Genomic DNA, 20,344 nt, shown 5'->3' on the forward strand with positions numbered 1-20,344 from the left:
ACCGTTAAGTCACATTTCGCAGAGGGGAATCCCGGCCGTCATCCGGGCCGGACCGGCGTCCGCACTGGTCAGCGACCGAATGCCCGCCTGCCACCGTCAGAGGGTCAGCGCCCGAACACCGCGGACCACCGCCGAGGGGTCGGCGCCGGATCCCGCCGGGGGTCAGCGGCCGGTGAACTCGGGCTTCTCCTTGGCGGTGAACGCGCGCAGCCCCGCGCGGGCGTCGTCGGTGGCGAACAGGCCCGAGAAGTGCAGCCGCTCGATCTCCAGGCCGGTGGCCAGGTCGACCTCCAGGCCGTGGTCGACGGCCAGCTTGGCGGCGCGCAGCGCGACGGCCGGGCCGCCCGCGAACCGCTCGGCCAGGGCGACGGCCTCGGTGTACACGTCGGTGTCGGGGACGACCTTGTCCACCAGGCCGATGGCCAGCGCCTCGGCGGCGTCCACGTGCCGGCCGGTGTAGATCAGGTCCTTGGCCCGGGAGGGGCCGATCAGGCGCGGCAGGCGCTGGGTCCCGCCGGCGCCAGGGATGATGCCCAGCGAGATCTCGGGCTGGCCGAGCTTGGCGCCCTCCCCGGTGATCCGGAAGTCCGCGCACAGGGCCAGCTCGCAGCCGCCGCCGAGGGCGTACCCGGTGATCGCGGCGACGACCGGCTTGCCGATCCTGGCCACGGCGGTGAAGCACTCCTGCAGCCCGGCCGAGTGCGCCGACATGTCCGCGTAGGTCATGTCCGCCATCTCCTTGATGTCCACCCCGGCGGCGAACACCCGCTCGCCCCCGTAGACCACCACGGCGCGCACGGCCGGGTCGGCGTCCACCTCGCGGGCGCGGGCGCCGAGCTCCTCCTGCATCTGGCCGTTGAGGGCGTTCATCTTGGGCCGGTCCAGCCGGATCGTCGCGACCGCGCCGGTCGTCTCCACATGTACGAGTTCCGTCATGACGCCCTCCTCATAGGCACGGCGCCCCGTCCCGGGGCGCGGCATCCCCACGATACGGGCGCCCGCGATCACCGGACCGGCGCCCCGGCCCGCGCGAGGACGTCGCGGTACACGCGCTCGTACCCCGCCGCCATGGAGGTGACGTCGAAGTCGCGCTCGACGTGCGCGCGGATGTCGGCCGGGCGCAGGCCGCCGGCCGCCTCGACGGCGGCGGGCAGCTCGTGGGGGTGGTCGCGGACGAAGCCGGTGACCCCGTCGACGACCACCTCGGGGACGGCGCCGAGCCCGAGTGCGACCACGGGCGTCCCGCAGGCCATGGCCTCGATCATCACCATGCCGAAGGGCTCCTGCCAGGTGATGGGGAACAGCAGGCAGCGTGCCGCCGCCATGAGCCGGCGCTTGCGCACCAGGTCGGCCTCACCCTCGTACCTGGCGTCCGGGCCGAGCCTCGGCCGGACGTGCTCGTCGAAGTAGGCGTGCTCGGCCGGCTCCACGAGCTTGCCCGCCAGCACGATGCGCCGCCCGGCCGCCCGCGCGGCGTCGATGGCCAGGTGGGCGCCCTTGTCGGCGGCGAACCTGCCGATCCACAGGACCCAGTCCTCCTTGCGCTCGGTGAACGGGAACGTCCGGGTGTCCACGGCGTTGTACACCTGCCCGACCCAGTTGAGGTCGGGGGCGAAGGTCCGCTGGGCCAGCGAGATCGCCACCAGGGACACGCGGTCGCCCAGCACCCGGTAGTACTCCCCCAGCTCGCCGACGGCCGGCCCGTGGCACGTCACCAGGGTCGGGGTGGACCTGGCGTGCGCGGTGAGCGGGCCCGCGAGCGTGTGGTCGTGGACGAGGTCGGCCTCCAGCCCGGACAGCAGCCGGGACGCCATCGCCGCGTGCAGCACCTCGGGCATGGTCTCGCCGATGCGCTCGCAGGGCGCCCGCCGGTAGGTGCGCAGGAAAGGGACCTTGGTCGAGGTACGGCCCGCGCCGATGAGGGTGATCTCGTGTCCCAGGCGGTGCAGCCCGCCGACGAGGTCGGAGAGCATCGCCTCGATGCCGCCGTAGCCGCGCGGCGGCACCTCCGACCACGGGGGCGCGACCATCGCTATGCGCAGGCGCCCGGGCTCGCGCGCGTCCCTCGGCGGGCGCCGGCGCCCGGTGAGACCGATGGAAACGGCCATGCCGCACACACCTCCCCCGGAGCCCCGAACTGCTCATACCCATCCAGATCCCCGCGAAATCAGCTCGCGGCGGGGGCGGTCGGGGGGCAGGGGCCCTCGATCAGCCGGACCTCCGGCGGGAGGCCGGTCACCGTGGCGCGGTCGTCGCCCTCCTGGACCTTCAGCGTGAGCCTGGACGCGCCCAGGGGCAGGTTGGACACCTGGAGCAGGCCGAAGCCCTTCGGCAGCGCCGGCGCCACCCACACCTTGCCGTACTGCAGGCACGGGTCGAAGCGCAGCAGCGACCGCACGAGGTGGATGGGCGCGGCGGCGGCCCACGCCTGGGGGGCGCACGAGGTGGGGTAGGGGATCGGCGTCGGGAACTCGTCCCTCGGGAAGCCGCAGAACAGCTCGGGCAGCCGCCCGGCGCAGGCGTGCGCGGCGTCCAGCAGCCCCTCGGCGATCCGCTGGGCCTCCTCGACGAAGCCGTAGCGCATCAGCCCGGCGACGACGATCGCGTTGTCGTGCGGCCACACCGACCCGTTGTGGTAGCTCATCGGGTTGTAGGCGCCCATGGTCGTGGCGAGGGTGCGCACGCCGTAGCCGCTGAACATCTCCGGCGAGATCAGGTGCGCGGCGACGGACGGCGCCTTGTCCTCGTCCACGATGCCCGTCCACAGGCAGTGGCCCATGTTGGAGGCGAGCGAGTCGATCAGCCGCCCCTCGCCGTCCAGGCCCATGGCGTAGTAGCCCCGCTCGGGCATCCAGAACCGCTCGTTGAACGCATCACGCAGGTCGGCCGCCCGTTCCAGGCAGCGCTCCTCGGTCGCGGCGTCCCCGGCCTCGTGGGCCAGGCTGGCGCGCGCCTCATAGGCGGCGTAGACGTAGCCCTGCGCCTCCGCCAGGGCGATGGGGGCCCGGGCCAGCGAGCCGTCGGCGTGGTTGACGCCGTCGAAGGAGTCCTTCCATCCCTGGTTGACCAGGCCCCTGTCGGTCTTCCTGCGGTACCACAGGAAGCCGTCCCGCATGCCGTGGTCCTCGATCCAGCCGAGCGCCGCGTCGGCGTGCGGCAGCAGCCGCCCCACGTCGTCGCCGTGCAGGCCCCAGCGGCGCAGCTCCCCGAGGAGCATGACGAACAGCGGGGTGGAGTCGACCGACCCGTAGTACGGCCGGCCGCCGTCGCAGATCGGCGCCCCGGGGTCCACGCCGTACCGGAGCTCGTGCAGGATCTTGCCGGGCTCCTCCTCGGTGAGCAGGTTGACCTTGGTGCCCTGCAGCTCGGCCAGGCGGCGCAGCGTGCCGAGGGCGAGGGTCTGGTCGATGGGGAGCGCCATCCAGGACGTCAGCAGGGAGTCCCTGCCGAACAGGGTCATGAACCAAGGGGCGCCCGCGGCGATCGAGGGCAGGTCCTCTGGCCGGTCCCGCTCGAACAGCCGCAGGCTGCCGAGGTCGCTCCTCGACCGGCGGAGCGCCTGCGCCAGCGCGGTGTTGGTGGTGCTGATCGTGGGGCTGCTGCGCACCCAGTCGGCCAGGCGCATGGCGGGCGGGGCGTGCTCCAGGGGGTGGGTGGCCGAGAACCAGGCGGGGGCCTCCGTGCCGTCCAGGATGGGGTTGACCTGGAAGGTCACCCGCCACTCGCCTCGCGCGGGCACGACGGTGGTGAAGGTCATCAGCCCGGCGACCACGACGGCCTCCGACTCACCGGCCTCCGCGATCACCCGGGCGCCCCGGGACCGGCTGGCCGAGACGAACTTCATGCCGGTGCGGTCCACGAAGGTCTCGATGTCGGCGACGTGCTGGATGCGGTGCGCCTTGACCTCGAACAGGTCGGCCACGTCCGAGGCCACCAGGAGGGTGACCACGCATCCCGCGGCCTCGTCGGCGAGGTTGCGCAGGGTCACGTCCTCGCGCAGGCCGCCGCCGACGTACCGGTCCCTGATCACCAGCATCGTGCTGTCGGCCCTGCCCGGGCGCGGCGGGATCCGGGCGAGGAAGGCGGCGTGGTACGGCTCTCCCGGCACCACCTTGAGGCTCTCCAGCGGCGCGTCGTCGACGCGCAGCTCCCAGCGGGACACCAGGCGGGTGTCGGCGTAGTACACGCCTTGCGCCCCGCCCGGCAGGATGTCGCCGTTCTGCTCGCACACGCAGAACGATCCCCCCTCGACCAGGGTGGTCGTGGTGTCCCCCAGAGCCCCAGGCTGTCCTTCGAACGTCCAGCCGTCCATGACGGATCATCGCTCCTTCGCGGACGAAATCGCGTTGGCTCCGTCAGCCCTGCCCAGTCACGGCCGATGCACTCGACATCCGAGCGCTAGTTTGACCGTTTTAGGAGTTATGTCGCTATTGAGGGGTGGTAGTGACCTCCGGCCCCGTCTAGCGGAGGGTGCCGTTGGTCATCCCCGCCGGCTCCTCGGGGACGGCGATCAGCCCGAGCTCGGCCGGCGAGGACATGAGCGGGTGATCGGGCACCGCGCGGACGGTGTACCCGAACGCGCCGGTGCGGTCGAGCGGCACGACGCCGGTGTAGGCCGCCTTGCCGTCGTCGCCCGTCGTGTCGGCCGAGAGCAGGACGTAGGACGGGCCGATCAGCTCGTCGTGCACCCCCACCTTGCCGTACGCGGCCTGGACGCTCACGTCCTCGGGCGACAGCTCGCCGAGCGCGACCGTCGCGCGGATCTCCATCGCCGCGCCCAGCTCGGGGGTGTCCCCGATGCCCGACGCCTCGATGTGCTCGACCCTGACGCCCGGCCACGCGCGGGTGAGCCGCAGCTTCCACGCCGCGAACTCGCGCGCCCTGCCGTGGTCGTCCTTGGACAGTTCGCGCGCCGACCCGGCCGCCGGGGTGTACAGGTCGACCACGTAGTCGCGCAGCATGCGCCCGGCCAGGACCTTCGGGCCGAGCGAGCTGAGCGTGTGCTTGACCATGTCGAGCCAGCGGCGGGGATGCGTGCCGTCCGCGCGGTCGTAGAACCGGTCGGCGACCTCGCGCTCGATCAGGTCGTACAGCGCCGCCGCCTCGATGTCGTCACGGCGGTCGGGGTCCTCGACGCCGTCGGCCGTCGGGACGGCCCAGCCGTTGTTCCCGTCGTACCACTCGTCCCACCAGCCGTCCCTGATGGACAGGTTGAGCCCGCCGTTGAGCGCGGCCTTCATGCCGGAGGTGCCGCACGCCTCAAGGGGGCGCAGCGGGTTGTTCATCCACACGTCGCAGCCCTGGACCAGGAGCTGCCCGAGGTTCATGTCGTAGTCGGGCAGGAAGACGATGCGGTGGCGCACGTCCTCGCCGTCGGCGAACTTGACGATCTGCTGGATCAGCCGCTTGCCGCCCTCGTCGGCGGGGTGGGCCTTGCCCGCGATCACGATCTGGACGGGCTTGTCCGGGTCGAGCAGCAGCTCCTTGAGCCGGGCGGGGTCCTTCAGCATGAGCGTGAGCCGCTTGTAGGACGGGACCCGCCGCGCGAAGCCGATCGTCAGCGCGTCGGGGTCGAGGGCCTCGTCGATCCAGCCCAGCTCCGCCGTCGAGGCCCCACGGGCCCGCCAGGAGGCCCTGAGCCGGTCACGGGCCGCGTCCACGAGCCGGCCGCGCAGTTTCCCTCGGATGGACCAGATGTCCTCGTCGGAGAGCTTCTGGACGCTCTCCCAGCCCTGGGCCCTCTCGATCAGCGTGGGGAGCTCCTGCCCGGCGAGCTCCATCACCTCGCGCGCGACCCACGTGGGCGCGTGCACGCCGTTGGTGATGGACCCGATCGGGACGTCGTCCAGGTCGAACCCCGGCCACAGGCCCTGGAACATGCCGCGGCTGACCTCGCCGTGCAGCTCCGAGACGCCGTTGACCCGCTGGGCCAGGCGCATGCCCATGACGGCCATGTTGAAGACCGCCGCGCCGGAGCCGGCCTCGGGCGAGCCCGGCTCGGCGCCGAGCGCGAGGATGCGCTCCACGGGGACGGTGGGCCAGGCGTTCTCGCCGCCGAACTGCCGTTCGATCATCTCGGCGGGGAACCGGTCGATGCCGGCGGGCACCGGGGTGTGGGTGGTGAAGACCGTGCCGGCCCTGACCGCCTCGATCGCCTCGTCGAAGGACAGCCGGTGCTCGGTGAGCTCACGGATGCGCTCCAGGCCGAGGAAGCCGGCGTGGCCCTCGTTGGTGTGGAAGACCTCGGGCTCGGGATGGCCGGTGATCCGGCAGTACGCGCGCAGCGCCCGCACCCCGCCGATGCCGAGCAGCAGCTCCTGCATGAGCCGGTGGTCGGTGCCGCCGCCGTACAGGCGGTCGGTGACGTCACGGGCGGCGTTGTCGTTCTCGGCGACGTCGGAGTCGAGCAGCAGCAGCGGGACCCGGCCCACCTGGGCCACCCAGATCTGCGCGTGCAGCGTGCGCCCGCCCGGGAGCGGGATGGCGACGCGCGCGGGCGTGCCGTCCTCCTCCTTGAGGTGGCTCAGGGGCAGGCCGCCGGGGTCGAGGCTCGGGTAGTGCTCCTGCTGCCAGCCCTCGGCCGACAGGGACTGGCTGAAGTAGCCGTGCCGGTAGAGCAGGCCCACGGCCAGGATCGGCACGGCGAGGTCGCTGGCGGCCTTCAGGTGGTCGCCCGCGAGGATGCCGAGGCCCCCGGAGTACTGCGGGAGGGCGGCGGCGATGCCGTACTCGGGCGAGAAGTAGCCGATGGCGGCCGGCGCCTCGGGGAGCGTCTGGTACCAGCGCGGGGCGGTCATGTACTCGCGCAGATCATCCGCGGCGTCGGCCAGCCTGCGCAGGAACCTGCGGTCACGGGCCAGTTCGGCGAGCCGGTCGGCCTCGACGGCCCCGAGCAACGCGACCGGGTCGTGACCTACCCGCTGCCAGGTGTCGGGATCCACCTCGGCGAACAGATCCATGGTCTCCGGGTGCCATGACCAGCGCAAATTTTGCACGAGCTCGCCCAGGGGAGCCAGCTCCACGGGAAGGACGGTACGGACGGTGAACCTACGGATTGCTCTCACGGGGCCAGACCCTAGTTACTCAGCGCCACGACGCGCGACCGAAACACTCTTGTGCGCCTTCCAGATCTTATGCGTTTCGCTCTCACCACTCCCAAACCCGCTCAAACCTCACGGAAGCGGACTCAGCACTGTGATCTTCACTTGATCATGTACGGCGCCCCCCTCGTACGGCTACTGTCACGGACAAAAGCGTCCTGGTGTACCCCTAACTTCCCTCAAGCATGCTTGAAGAGGGACTATGGGGGCAGTCCCATGTAAGAGCCACATCGACCCACCTCAGGACCCCCGGGGCCGACGACCGTCACTCCTGGGGGTGAAAGCTACGCGCCCGCCCATAGACCGGCATACGGCCGGGAACCTACTTGGAAGCAAAGATCACTTCTTGCCCTCACAATTCCCGGCGGCGCCCGGTGCGTCGCCGCTACCTTGAGACGCGATGATCGGACGAATCCCAATACAGGACATTTCCCCTGTTGTCGAGTGTGGGCGATGGCCCGCGAAGGCAGTGGCGGGTGAGACCTTCGAGATCGGCGCCACGGTGTTCCGCGAGGGACACGACGCGGTGGCCGCCGGGGTGGTGCTGACCGACCCGGCGGGCAAGCGCCGGAGGCTGGCTCTCATGAGCGAGACGACCCCCGGCACCGACCGGTGGTCACTTGAGGTCACGCTGCCCGCCGAGGGCACCTGGCACTTCCGTGTCGAGGCCTGGAGCGACCCCGTCGGCACCTGGCTGCACGACGCGGGGATCAAGATCCCGCGCGGCATCGACACCGACCTCATGTGCGAGGAGGGCGCGCGCGTCTTCGAGCGCGCCGCGCGGGCGGTGCGCCCGGCGGGCTGCGAGGGCTGCGGGCACCGCGCCGCGCTGCAGGAGGTGGCCGAGCGGCTGCGGGACGAGGACATCGACCCCCGGGCGCGGCTGGCCGTGGCCCAGCTTCCGGACGTGGCCGCGACGCTGGCCGTGCACCCGCTGCGCGACCTGGTGACGCGGGGCCCGCGCTTCCGGCTGCGGGTCGACCGGCGGCGGGCGCTGTTCGGGTCCTGGTATGAGTTCTTCCCCCGGTCCGAGGGCGCGGTCGTCGAGGCCGACACCATCCCCAAGTCCGGAAATTTCAAGACTGCGGCCGAGCGGTTGCCGGCGGTCGCCGGCATGGGCTTCGACGTCGTCTACCTGCCCCCGATCCACCCGATCGGCGAGACGTTCCGCAAGGGCCGCAACAACACCCTGCACCCCGAGCCGTACGACCCCGGTTCCCCCTGGGCCATCGGCTCCGAGGACGGCGGGCACGACGCGATCCACCCCGACCTCGGGACCTTCGAGGACTTCGACGCCTTCGTCCACAAGGCCCGCGAGCTCGGCCTGGAGATCGCCCTCGACCTGGCCCTGCAGTGCTCCCCCGACCACCCGTGGGTCAAGGACCACCCGGAGTGGTTCTCGATCCGGGCCGACGGCTCGATCGCCTACGCCGAGAACCCCCCGAAGAAGTACCAGGACATCTACCCCCTGAACTTCGACCGGGACCCGAAGGGGATCTACGCCGAGGTCAGGCGGGTCGTCCGGCACTGGATGGCGCACGGCGTCCGCATCTTCCGGGTGGACAACCCGCACACCAAGCCCGTGGCGTTCTGGGAGAAGCTGCTGGCCGACATCCACGCCACCGACCCGGACGTGCTGTTCCTGTCGGAGGCGTTCACCCGGCCGCCGATGCTCCGCGGCCTGGCCAAGGTCGGCTTCGACCAGTCGTACACGTACTTCACCTGGAAGACCTCCAAGGCCGATCTCGAGGGCTACCTGAGCGAGCTCTCCCACGAGACCGGGCACTACGTGCGACCCAATTTCTTCGTCAACACTCCGGACATCCTTCACGAGTATCTGCAGAACGGCGGCATTCCGGCGTTCAAGATACGCGCGGTCCTGGCGGCGCTGGCGTCACCCACATGGGGGGTCTACGCGGGTTACGAGCTCGCGGAGAACACCTCCGTGCGACCGGGCAGCGAGGAATATCTCCACAGCGAGAAATTCGAGCTCAGGCCTCGCGACTGGGCCGCCGCGGAACGCGACGGCCGGAGCCTGGCGCCTTTCATCACCCTCCTCAATTTGTTCCGAAGAGCACACCCTGCGGTACAGGAACTGCGTAACCTACGTTTCCACAGCGTCGACCACCCGGACATGCTCTGCTTCTCCAAGCGGCTGCCCGGCGCCTACGACCCGTCCACACGACGGCACGGCCTAGGCGACGTGGTTCTGGTCGTCGTCAATCTCGATCCACACAACACCCACGAGTCGACGGTCCGGCTGGACATGCCCGGCCTCGGTCTCGACTGGGGCGCCGAATTCGTCGTGGACGATGAGCTCTCGGGCGATTCGTTCCACTGGCGGCAGGCCAACTACGTACGCCTAGATCCGCACATCAATCCAGCACACGTCCTCACACTGCGAGCGGTTCCGGCCGGCCAGCCGTAGGCATTGGCGGCGACGGCGGAACAGCGAGCATCAGCACAGCGGGGAGTCCACAGGTGAGCTTGACGCCTCAGCCCGTCCCGAACACCTTCAATCACGATAAGCCGCGCGATCCGCACTGGTACAAGCGCGCTGTTTTCTACGAGGTCCTCATCCGAGGATTCGCGGATTCCAATGGGGACGGCACCGGAGACATCCGCGGTCTCATCAACAAGCTGGATTATCTCCAGTGGCTCGGCGTCGACGTCCTGTGGCTTCTGCCACTCTATGAGTCACCCCTCAAAGACGGCGGATACGACATTTCCGACTTTATGAAGATTCTCCCGGATTTTGGGGATCTCGGGGACTTCATCAAGCTCGTCGACGAGGCACACAAGCGCGGCATGCGCGTCATCGCGGACCTGGTCATGAACCACACCAGTGACCAGCATCCGTGGTTCCAGGCGTCCCGGCACGACCCGACAGGGCCGTTCGGCGACTTCTACGTCTGGTCCGACACCGCCGAGGAGTACAGCGACGCCCGGATCATCTTCATCGACACCGAGACGTCGAACTGGACCTACGACTCGGTACGGGGGCAGTACTACTGGCACCGGTTCTTCCACCACCAGCCGGACCTCAACTACGAGAACCCGGCCGTCCAGGAGGCCATGCTGGAGGTGCTGCGCTTCTGGCTCGACCTCGGCATCGACGGGTTCCGGATGGACGCCATCCCCTACCTGTTCGAGCAGGAGGGCACCAACTGCGAGAACCTCCCGCAGACGCACGCCTACCTGAAGCGGGTCAGGAAGGAGGTCGACCGCCTCTACCCCGACCGCGTCCTGCTCGCCGAGGCCAACCAGTGGCCCGCCGACGTCGTGGAGTACTTCGGCGACCCGGTCACCGGGGGTGACGAGTGCCATATGGCGTTCCACTTCCCGCTGATGCCGCGCATCTTCATGGCCGTGCGCCGTGAGACCCGCTACCCGATCTCGGAGATCATGGCCCAGACGCCGAAGATCCCCGAGAACTGCCAGTGGGGCATCTTCCTGCGCAACCACGACGAGCTCACGCTCGAAATGGTCACCGACGAAGAGCGCGACTACATGTACACCGAGTACGCCAAGGACCCGCGGATGCGGGCCAACGTCGGCATCCGCCGCCGCCTGGCCCCGCTGCTGGAGAACGACCGCAACCAGATCGAGCTGTTCACCGCCCTGCTCATGAGCCTGCCGGGAAGCCCGGTGATCTACTACGGCGACGAGATCGGCATGGGCGACAACATCTGGCTGGGCGACCGCGACGGCGTACGCACGCCGATGCAGTGGACCCCCGACCGCAACGCGGGCTTCTCCGACTGCGACCCCGGACGCCTCTACCTGCCGGTGATCATGGACCCGATCTACGGGTACCAGGCGCTCAACGTCGAGGCGCAGCAGAAGAACCCGGGATCGCTGCTGCACTTCACCAAGAAGATGATCGAGATCCGGAAGCGGCACCACGTCTTCGGGCTGGGCGAGTTCACCGAGCTGAACTCCTCCAACCCCAGCGTGCTCGCCTTCGTCCGCGAGCTCGGCGACGACCGGGTCCTGTGCGTCAACAACCTGTCCCGCTTCCCCCAGCCCGTCGAGCTGGACCTGCGGAGGTTCGAGGACGTCACGCCCGTGGAGTGCACAGGTGGAGTGCCATTTCCCCCAATTGGGGAACTTCCGTATCTTTTGACGCTTCCTGGGCATGGGTTCTACTGGTTCACCCTTCCACCCACGAGCGCAGCAACCGAGGAGACGTGAGACATACTCTCGAAGAGCTGCTTGCCGGCTGGATCACCCATCAGCGGTGGTTCGCCGGCAAGGGCCGCGCGATAGCCGAGCTGGCCATCGAGGCCGGCACCCCGCTACCCCTTCGTGGTCCTGCAGAATCCCTCCACAGCGATGTGGCGGGTTCCTCCAGGACCACGGACGACACGGTGAGGCCGCCCGCCTCGGACGACGTGTCCGTTCGCCACCTCGTCATCACCGTGCGGCAGGAGTCCCAGACCGACCGCTACCAGCTCCTGGTGGGCTTCCGCCCCCGGCTGCCCCAGCGGCTGAGGCACGTCGCGATCGGCGAGACCGAGGACGGGTTCGCCTACGACGCCGTCCACGACGCCGAGGTCACCGGCATCCTGCTCTCGTCCATCGCCGACGGCGCCGACCTCGGCGGCCTGCGCTTCCGCCACATGCCGGGCGCCGAGATCGACACCTCGCCGAGGAGCCTCGTGCTCGGCGGCGAGCAGTCCAACACCTCCCTGGTGTTCGGCGACGCCTACATCTGCAAGATGTTCCGCAAGCTGGTCCCCGGGGTGAACCCCGAGCTGGAGGTCGTGTCGGCGCTCGCCGAACGCGGCTCCCCCAACATCGCCCGGCCGTACGGGTGGATCGAGGCCGACGTCGCCGGGGAGAACACCACGCTCGCGTTCGCCCAGGAGTTCCTGCCCACCGCCAGCGACGGCTGGGCCCTCGCGCTCACCAGCGTCCGCGACCTGTACGGGTCGCCGCAGGGCACCGCCGCCGCCGACGTCGGGGGCGACTTCGCCTCGGAGTCCCACCGCCTCGGCATGGCCACCGCCCACCTCCACCAGCAGCTCGCCACGGCCTTCCCCACCGGCACGGTGGAACCGCCCGACATCAAGCGGATGGCCGAGGGGTTCCGGCGCCGGCTGGAGGCGGCCATCGAGGAGGTGCCGGAACTGGCCGGCCACGCCGAGGCGGCCCACGAGGCGTTCGACCGGCTGGCCGACGTCGACCGGCCGATCACCGTCCAGCGGGTCCACGGCGACTACCACCTCGGCCAGGTCATGCGCACCTTCAGCGAGTGGATCGTCCTGGACTTCGAGGGCGAGCCCGGCCAGCCGCTCAGCGAGCGCCGCGCCCTGGACACGCCGGTCAGGGACGTGGCCGGGATGCTCAGATCCTTCGACTACGCGGCACGCCACCTGCTGTCCGACCATCCGGACGCCAAGTCCCTGGAACCGAGGGCGGCCGAGTGGGCCGGCCGCAACCGCGCGGCCTTCATCGAGGGGTACTCGGCGGGCGGCGGGCACATCCGCGGCGACGACGCCGTGCTGCTGCGGGCGCTGGAGCTCAGCAAGGCCGCCTACGAAGTGATCTACGAGGCGCGCAACCGTCCCACCTGGCTCCCCATCCCCCTGGCGGCCTTCACCCTCGACGACCGGTAGGCCTGTTCCGCGTTCGGCCGCGCTTGGGTACGATCCGTATCTGAGCGCGGACGTAGCGTGAGGACGGTGGGTCGATGCGGCGGTGGCGGCTCGTGGTCGCGCTCGCGGGCGCGTGCACTGTTGCCGTGATCCTGGGCGTCTGGCTGGTGGCGGCCCCGGCGGGGCCTGGCCGGGAAGCCCCGGAGCCGGAACGCCTGGCGGCCCGCGCCGGGACGCCCGCCGACGCGACGCGCGTGCCGACCGGCGGATCCCGCGTGCCGTCCGGTGGGTTCCGGGTGCCGCCTCCTCCGGCCGACCTCGCCGCCGACCCCGGATGGGACCCGCGCGAGCAGCCGCCGCCCTCGCCCGAGGAGGAGGCGTACGCGACCGCGCTGGTGCTCGCCGAGCCGTGGCTCGGCCGTTGGGTGCGGGACGCCTACGCGCGGGTGACCGGCAGGTCGCTTTCGTCCCCCGGCCTGCTGCGGGTGCGCAGCCTGATCTTCCGGCGGCACGGCTGCCAGGCCCACCGGTGCCTGCAACTGTTCATCTGGCTCCCCGACCGGTCCCCGATCGACGTCGGGCGCATCGTGGTCGACCTGTCCGCCCGGAACGTTCGCACGCTGACGTGGTGACCCGGCACCGAGAGTGAGCTTCCTCCTTACCCTGGCGCCCCATGGGCATCGGGCGTATATTGCCGCCATGATCTTGGGCCAAGGCACGGCCGCCGACGGCATGGTGCGGGTCACGGTCAGCCTCGATGCGACGGCGGATGACATCGAGCTCGATCCTCGCGTGATGCGCATGCCCTCCGGCGTCCTCGCCGAGCACCTGCGCGACGCGATGCGGGCCGCCCGCCGGCAACTGTTCGACCGGCTCGCCGAGGACCACGAGACCTCCGGGTACGACCTGGAGAAGCACTTGGACGAGATGCACACCGGTTACATGCGCCAGATGGACGGCTACCGGCGCATCATCGACGACATCAACCGGCGACTGGGGAGCTGATTCGGATGATCGTTGATCCGGCCTCACTTGAGGGGGCCGCGCGGGCCATCGAACGCGGCGGCGACGAGCGCGGGCTGATCGACGGCATGGGCTCGGGAAGCGTCTACGCCGACGCCTGGTCCAAGGTCCGCTCCGACGATTTCAAGGACGGCTTCACCCCCGAAATGCCCGAGCTCTTCGACCACGCCATCACCGAGGACATCTCCAAGGTGTTCACCGCGGCGATGCGGGACGGCCTGGACCTCGATCACCGGCTCAACAGCATGAGGTACGAGACGGCCCGCGGCCTGCGGACGATCGTGACGAGAATCCAGAAGGCCAATGACGACATAAAGATCGACATCTTCGGGGTCTTCCGCGTACCGAAGTGACGCGCAGCCGCGTGACACGCACCAGCCTCCGCTCCGCCCGGTGACCGGCGGGCACACCAGCACCACCTGACGACGTGAAGAGGTCACGATCTCGTGTCGGACTACAAGTACGAACTGCCGCTCACCCTGCCCGAGGAGCTCTACGACACCGCGAGGAAGGTCGCGTTCAAGTGGCCTGACTGCAACGAGTCCATGTTCGGCCTGTACGCCGAGAAGTGGCTGTCGTTCGCCAAGGGGTGCACCGACGTCCACGAGCTCCCCGAGTCGCAGATCACCACGGCGGAGGAGAAGAACGAGGGCGCGTTCATCGACGCCTTCGCCGACTTCTGGGACTTCCGGGCGGTGGCGCACGCCAAGACGAGCTCCAACGCCTGCCTGCGCATCGCGGGCATGCTGTCGTACGCCGGCGTGCTCCTGCTGAGCGAGAAGAAGGTCGCCCTGGAGTCGCTGAAGGAGCTGCACGACTTCCTCGACCGGTACACCTGGGCGTGGGTGCCCTTCTCCGACTTCGGGGAGAAGGCGGAGAAGCAGAACAACGAGAAGATCGACTCGGTCCGCGCGTACCTCGCCGAACTCTCGGACCACGTCCACCAGGAGCTCGGATACATCAGCCGGGCGATCGGCGAGTCACAGCAGGTGCTGGGCCAGACGGCGGCCCAGGTCAAGATCGACACGGACAAGATCACGAAGTCCCTGTAGAGCGCGCGACACGGCCCCGCGGAGCCTCCAGACGGGCGCCGTGCCGGTGAAATACGCCATCTTGGTGTGATCCGGGCAACATCATGGGTTGGCGCCGTCATCTGGGGCAGGGTTTAGTTCAGTAGAGCAATGACGGTGCCGAGGAGCGGTGAGCGATCTGATGAACGCGGACACGGACCTGAACCGGCTGGCCGGCGGCGCGCACCACGATCCCCACTCGGTCCTGGGCGCGCACCTCACCCGCGACGGGCTGACCGTGCGGGCGCTCAAGCCGCTGGCCGAGAAGGTCGAACTGGTGCTGGACACCGGCACCCACGAGATGCCCCACGAGGCGTACGGCATCTTCACCATCACGCTGCCAGGGATCGACAAGATCCCCGCGTACCGTGTGCGGGTCACCTACGCGGGCGCCGAGCCGTACGAGACGAGCGACCCGTACCGCCACTGGCCCACCCTGGGCGAGATCGACCTGCACCTCATCGGTGAGGGCCGCCACGAACGCCTCTGGGAGGTCCTCGGCGCCCGGGTCATGCGCCAGGACGACGAGGACGGCACGGCGTTCGCCGTCTGGGCGCCGAACGCGCTCGGCGTCCGCGTGGAGGGCGGCTTCAACCACTGGAACGGCGCCGCGCACCCGATGCGCTCCCTCGGCCGGTCCGGCGTGTGGGAGCTGTTCGTCCCGGGCATCGGGGAGGGCGAGCACTACAAGTTCTCGATCCTCGGCGCCGACGCCGTCTGGCGGTCCAAGGCCGACCCGATGGCGCGGCGGGCCGAGCGGGCGCCGGGCACCGCCTCCATCGTCGACACCTCCGACTACGCCTGGCAGGACGAGGAGTGGCTGCGGCGGCGGGCCGCGCGTGACCCGATGAGGTCGCCGATGGCCGCCTACGAGGTGCACCTCGGCTCGTGGCGGCCCGGCCTGAGCTACGAGGAGCTGGCGGTCCAGCTCGTGGACTACGTGCGGGACATGGGCTTCACACACGTGGAGTTCCTGCCGGTCGCCGAGCACCCGTTCGGCGGCTCCTGGGGCTACCAGGTGACCTCCTACTACGCCCCCACCTCGCGCTTCGGCACCCCCGACCAGTTCCGCCACCTCGTGGACCGGCTGCACGACGCCGGCATCGGCGTCCTGCTCGACTGGGTGCCCGCGCACTTCCCCATGGACGAATGGGCGCTGGCCCGCTTCGACGGCACCCCGCTGTACGAGCACGCCGACCCCCGGCGCGGCGAGCACCCCGAATGGGGCACGTACATCTTCGACTTCGGCCGCCGCGAGGTGCGCAACTTCCTGGTCGCCAACGCCGTCTACTGGCTCAAGGAGTTCCACATCGACGGCCTGCGCGTGGACGCGGTCGCCTCCATGCTCTACCTCGACTACTCCCGCCGCGAGGGCGAGTGGACGCCCAACATCTACGGCGGCCGTGAGAATCTCGACGCCGTCGCGCTGCTCAAGGAGATGAACGCCGTCGCCTACCGCGAGGCCCCCGGCATCGTCACGATCGCCGAGGAGTCGACCGCGTGGCCCGGCGTCTCCCAGCCCGTGCACCTCGGCGGGCTCGGCTTCGGCTTCAAGTGGAACATGGGCTGGATGCACGACACCCTGGCCTACCTCCACCACGAGCCGGTGTTCCGGCAGTACCACCACCACCAGATGACGTTCTCGCTGATGTACGCGTACTCGGAGAACTTCGTGCTGCCGCTCTCGCACGACGAGGTGGTGCACGGCAAGGGGTCACTGCTCGGCAAGATGCCCGGCGACGAATGGCAGCGCTTCGCCAACCTGCGCACGCTCTTCGCGTTCATGTGGGCGCACCCCGGCAAGAAGCTGCTGTTCATGGGCGGCGAGTTCGGCCAGGGGTCCGAGTGGTCGGAGGAACGCGGGCTCGACTGGTGGGTGCTGGACTTCGAGCCGCACCAGGGCCTGCAGCAGCTCGTCCGCGACATCAACCGCGTGTACGCCGAGACGCCCGCGATGTACTCCCAGGACCACTCCCCCCGGGGCTTCCAGTGGATCGACGCCGACGACGCGCCCGGGAACGTCTTCTCGTTCCTCCGGCACGGCGACGACGGCTCGATGGTGGCCTGCGTGGCGAACTTCTCGGGGCAGGCGCACGAGAACTACGCCATCGGGCTGCCCGCGCAGGGCCGCTGGGACGAGGTGATCAACACCGACGCGTACAACTACCACGGCAGCGGGGTGGGCAACCTCGGCTCGGTGGAGGCGGTCGCCGAGCCCTGGCACGGGCTCCCGTACTCCGCCCGCCTCACGATCCCGCCCCTCGGCGCGCTGTGGCTCCGCTTCGCCGGGACCCCGCAACCCGAGACCTCCGCCCTGGACGCCACCGAGGCGACGATCACCCCCATGGACGCCCCGCCCGCGCCCGCCGAGAGCGGGGCGTCGGTGCCCGATGAGACCGGGGCACCGGCGCCCGCCGAGACCGGGACGCTCGTACCCGACGAGAACGGAGCACCGGTGACCGGTGGCGCGCTGGTGGCCGGTGAGCCGGAAGAGACCGCGATCGCCGGGCCGACCGGGCGCGTCACGGAGGAGAACGTCGCCTAGGGTGTCGGCTATGGACCCGACGAAAACGATCATCGATTCGGTCGACCGGTTCCGGCAGCGGCGTACGGCCCCTCTGCTCCTGGAGCTCGATCTGACGGAGGGGCTCGCGGAAGGGCCGCCGTCCGACCCGCTCGCCGCCCTGCTGTCCATGCGCAAGACCCGGCTCGCCGACGTGCTGGAAGGGCTGCGCCGGGCGCGCAGGGACCCGAGGGTCAAGGGCCTCGTCGTCAAGATCGGCGGCCGGCCGCTCGGCCTGGCCATGGTCCAGGAGCTGCGGACGGCCGTCGTCCAGCTCCGGGCCGCGGGCAAGCTGACGGTCGCCTACGGCGAGACGTTCGGCGAGTTCGGCGCGGGAACCATTCCGTACTACCTGGCCAGCGCCTTCGAGAAGGTCTACCTCCAGCCGTCGGGCGACGTCGGCCTCACCGGCATCTCCCTGGAACAGCGCTTCCTGAAGAACGCGCTCGGGAAGATCGGCGTCGACTACCAGATCGCCCAGCGGCACGAGTACAAGACCGCGGCCAACACCTTCACCCAGGACCACATGACCGACGCCCACCGCGAGTCGGCCGTCCGCATCGCCGAGTCCGTCATCGAGCAGGTCGTGGCCGGTGTCGCCGAAGGGCGCGGGCTGGCTCCCGAGCGGGTGCGCGAACTGATCGACCAGGGGCCGTTCATCGGCGCGGAGGCGCTCGAAGCGGGGCTCGTCGACCGGCTCGCCTACCGCGACGAGGTGTACGACGAGATCCGCGAGGAAGGCGACCTGCTGCTGTTCGTCTCGCGGTACGCCAAGGGCGCCATCGCGAAGAAACTGCCGCACCCGGGCGAGAAGGTCATCGCGCTCATCCACGGCAACGGCATGATCCGCCTCGGCCGCAGCGGGCGCAGCCCTCTCGGCGGCGGGGGCGCCATGGGGTCCGACACGATCTGCGCGGCGTTCCGGGCCGCCCGGCGGGACGACAACGTCAAGGCGATCGTGTTCCGCGTGGACAGCCCCGGTGGGTCGTACGTCGCCTCCGACGCCATCTGGCGCGAGGTGGTGCTCGCCCGCAAGGCCGGCAAGCCGGTGATCATCTCGATGGGCGACCTCGCCGCGTCGGGCGGCTACTTCGTCTCCATGGCCGCGGACGTGATCGTCGCCCAGCCCGGCACGCTGACCGGGTCGATCGGCGTCTTCGGCGGCAAGCCCTCGGCCGCCGGGCTGCTCAGCCGCATCGGCGTCAACTCCGAGTCGGTCGACATCGGCGCCAACTCAGGGATGTTCTCCCCCACGCGGGCCTACTCCGAGCCGCAGTGGGAGCGGGTGAACGCCTGGCTCGACCGCATCTACGATGACTTCGTGGGCAAGGTCGCCCAGGGCCGGGGCCTCGACCGCGACCGCGCCCACGAGCTCGCGCGCGGCCGGGTGTGGACGGGCGCCGACGCGTTCAGCGGGGGCCTGGTCGACGAGCTCGGCGGCCTGGAGGACGCGGTCGCCCTGGCCAGGAGCCGGGTCAACCTTCCCAAGGACGCCCCGGTGCGGTCCTATCCCCGCATGCACCCGCTGGAACGGCTCCGCCCGCCGGAGTCCAGCGACGACCGGGCCGCCGCGCTCGGCCAGGTCCGCCTGGAAGCCTGGGGCCCCCTCACCCACCTCGCCGCCGAACTGGGCCTCCCCGCCCAGGGCCCCCTCATCCTCCCCGGCCACTGGACCATCCACTAACCAGGCCCAAGGTCCTCGCCTTCGGCTCGGGCAGTTTTCCAAGACCTACCACCCCAACCCCATCCGCCCCAACCCTTCGCCTCGGCCCGGCCACGTTCACCTCGGGCCGGCCCGTTCACCTCAGGCCGGCCCCCGAACCTGTTCGGGGGCCGGCCTGCTTCGCCATCGCGACGCTTCTCCCTCGGCGCCGACGCGGCGAGACGGGGTACGGCGAAACCGGCGCCCTCTACGGCGCCAAGCCAGCCTGAAACGGCGCCCGGCTCAGAAAGGTCCTCGCCTTCGGCTCGGGCAGTCTTCCCAAAGGCCTAGCGGCCCTGCCGACCCCCGAACCCATTCGCCCTCAGGCCGGGCCCCCACCCCGTTCGCCCTTAGGCATGCCCAGGTAGGGTCCTCGCCTCCAGCCCGGGCAGGATTCCGAAGACCTACCGGCTTCGTCCTCGCATGGCGGATTCCGTCCTGGTCAAGGTCCCAGACATCAGAAATCCCCGATTACCCCCAACACGCTGTCTTTCACACAATCGTTGCTGTAGGTCTGGGACGACGAAACAGGGATCCCGTTCCACGTGCCGCTCGACGACACCGTCACGGGCATGTAGTTGGTGGGGCAGACCCCACCCAGCTTTCCCGTGAGCTTCTTCACGTCCCCGTTGACGACCGTCAGAGCCTGACACGCTGCCGGTGTCTTCGGATGGGTGCCTCCGGTGGGCGAGCAGAGCAACAGGACGACCCGGGAGACCGGCCAGACCGTCGGCCCCTCACTGATCGTCATCACCAGTCCCTTAACAGGGTCCGGCACCGTCGCCCTGACAGGCAAAGCCACGCCTTCATGTGGTGGGTCATCACCCGATCCCGCCCACGCGGCAGACGGACCCGCCACGCCGGTCACCCAGCACAGCACTCCACACCCCACCAGAACTTTGGCGACACACTTCATCATTACCCCCGATCGACACGGCCGCAGCACCCAGCCTGCCCTCAGGTGATCAACTGACTCGCCCCTCACGCCCCCGACACAGTAAAGGTCCTGCTCCCGATCCTGTTGGCTTCCCACACCATCACCATCACCCCGCCCAACCGTCCCCGCCCATTGAGGGCCGGCTGGAACTGGCGAAGTACCGCAGCCCCGTGGCGATCGGCGCCGGACCGTCCCCGACCCTGTCGCCCTCGGGCCAGGCCCTCCCCCTTCGCCATCGAGTGGTCTTGCTTGGCGCCGACGCGGCGGGACGTGGTACGGCGAAGTCGGCGCCGAACTGCGGCGGCCGACCGGTCAAAGGTCCTCGCCTTCGGCTCGGGCAGTTTTCCAA

General features: G+C 70.0%; 14 protein-coding genes. 9 read left to right on the plus strand and 5 right to left on the minus strand.

Features of this window, described 5'->3' with window-relative positions; all coding sequences use genetic code 11:
- Positions 1–162: 162 nt before the first annotated feature.
- From NYZ98_RS34120 to glgP, 4 genes are all read right to left on the minus strand, one after another.
- Positions 163–936, minus strand: a complete 774-nt coding sequence (locus tag NYZ98_RS34120; protein WP_262847996.1) for an enoyl-CoA hydratase/isomerase family protein — start codon at positions 934–936, stop codon at positions 163–165.
- A gap of 68 nt (positions 937–1,004) precedes the next feature.
- Complete coding sequence (locus NYZ98_RS34125; RefSeq protein WP_262847999.1) at positions 1,005–2,108, minus strand: glycosyltransferase family 4 protein; 1,104 nt, start codon at positions 2,106–2,108, stop codon at positions 1,005–1,007.
- Between the two features lie 59 nt (positions 2,109–2,167).
- Positions 2,168–4,312 carry an amylo-alpha-1,6-glucosidase gene (locus NYZ98_RS34130; protein ID WP_262848001.1) on the minus strand — a complete coding sequence of 715 codons (2,145 nt, stop codon included), beginning with the start codon at positions 4,310–4,312 and terminating at the stop codon, positions 2,168–2,170.
- Between the two features lie 148 nt (positions 4,313–4,460).
- Positions 4,461–7,064, minus strand: a complete 2,604-nt coding sequence (gene glgP / locus NYZ98_RS34135; RefSeq protein WP_262848003.1) for an alpha-glucan family phosphorylase — start codon at positions 7,062–7,064, stop codon at positions 4,461–4,463.
- Between the two features lie 436 nt (positions 7,065–7,500).
- Here glgP and NYZ98_RS34140 point away from each other — a divergent pair, with 436 nt between their 5' ends.
- From NYZ98_RS34140 to sppA, 9 genes are all read left to right on the plus strand, one after another.
- The gene (locus NYZ98_RS34140; protein ID WP_262848005.1) at positions 7,501–9,528 is read left to right on the plus strand and encodes an alpha-1,4-glucan--maltose-1-phosphate maltosyltransferase; all 2,028 of its coding nucleotides are present in this window, start codon (positions 7,501–7,503) and stop codon (positions 9,526–9,528) included.
- A gap of 53 nt (positions 9,529–9,581) precedes the next feature.
- Positions 9,582–11,294, plus strand: coding sequence for a maltose alpha-D-glucosyltransferase (gene treS / locus NYZ98_RS34145; protein WP_262848007.1), 1,713 nt, complete (start codon positions 9,582–9,584; stop codon positions 11,292–11,294).
- Complete coding sequence (locus NYZ98_RS34150) at positions 11,291–12,721, plus strand: maltokinase N-terminal cap-like domain-containing protein (RefSeq protein ID WP_262848009.1); 1,431 nt, start codon at positions 11,291–11,293, stop codon at positions 12,719–12,721. The genes treS and NYZ98_RS34150 overlap by 4 nt, the downstream gene beginning before the upstream one ends.
- A 74-nt stretch (positions 12,722–12,795) precedes the next feature.
- Entirely contained in the window at positions 12,796–13,332 is a 537-nt protein-coding gene (locus NYZ98_RS34155; RefSeq protein ID WP_262848011.1) for a hypothetical protein, read from the plus strand.
- A 67-nt stretch (positions 13,333–13,399) separates the two neighbouring features.
- Positions 13,400–13,705, plus strand: a complete 306-nt coding sequence (locus NYZ98_RS34160; RefSeq protein WP_262848013.1) for a YbaB/EbfC family nucleoid-associated protein — start codon at positions 13,400–13,402, stop codon at positions 13,703–13,705.
- Between the two features lie 5 nt (positions 13,706–13,710).
- On the plus strand, positions 13,711–14,076 hold the full coding sequence (locus NYZ98_RS34165; protein WP_262848015.1) for a hypothetical protein: 366 nt from the start codon (positions 13,711–13,713) through the stop codon (positions 14,074–14,076).
- Positions 14,077–14,169: 93 nt separating this feature from the next.
- Positions 14,170–14,775 carry a hypothetical protein gene (locus NYZ98_RS34170; RefSeq protein WP_262848017.1) on the plus strand — a complete coding sequence of 202 codons (606 nt, stop codon included), beginning with the start codon at positions 14,170–14,172 and terminating at the stop codon, positions 14,773–14,775.
- 160 nt (positions 14,776–14,935) lie between these two features.
- On the plus strand, positions 14,936–17,338 hold the full coding sequence (glgB, locus tag NYZ98_RS34175; protein WP_262848019.1) for a 1,4-alpha-glucan branching protein GlgB: 2,403 nt from the start codon (positions 14,936–14,938) through the stop codon (positions 17,336–17,338).
- Between the two features lie 10 nt (positions 17,339–17,348).
- Positions 17,349–19,040 carry a signal peptide peptidase SppA gene (gene sppA / locus NYZ98_RS34180; RefSeq protein WP_262848024.1) on the plus strand — a complete coding sequence of 564 codons (1,692 nt, stop codon included), beginning with the start codon at positions 17,349–17,351 and terminating at the stop codon, positions 19,038–19,040.
- Between the two features lie 475 nt (positions 19,041–19,515).
- On the opposite strand, the gene NYZ98_RS34185 is transcribed toward sppA, so the two are convergent.
- A complete protein-coding gene (locus NYZ98_RS34185; RefSeq protein ID WP_262848028.1) occupies positions 19,516–19,809 on the minus strand; it encodes a subtilase-type protease inhibitor in 294 nt (97 codons plus the stop codon).
- Between the last annotated feature and the right edge of the window lie 535 nt (positions 19,810–20,344).

This window comes from Sphaerisporangium corydalis, assembly GCF_025506355.1.
Taxonomy (GTDB): Bacteria; Actinomycetota; Actinomycetes; order Streptosporangiales; family Streptosporangiaceae; genus Sphaerisporangium; species Sphaerisporangium corydalis.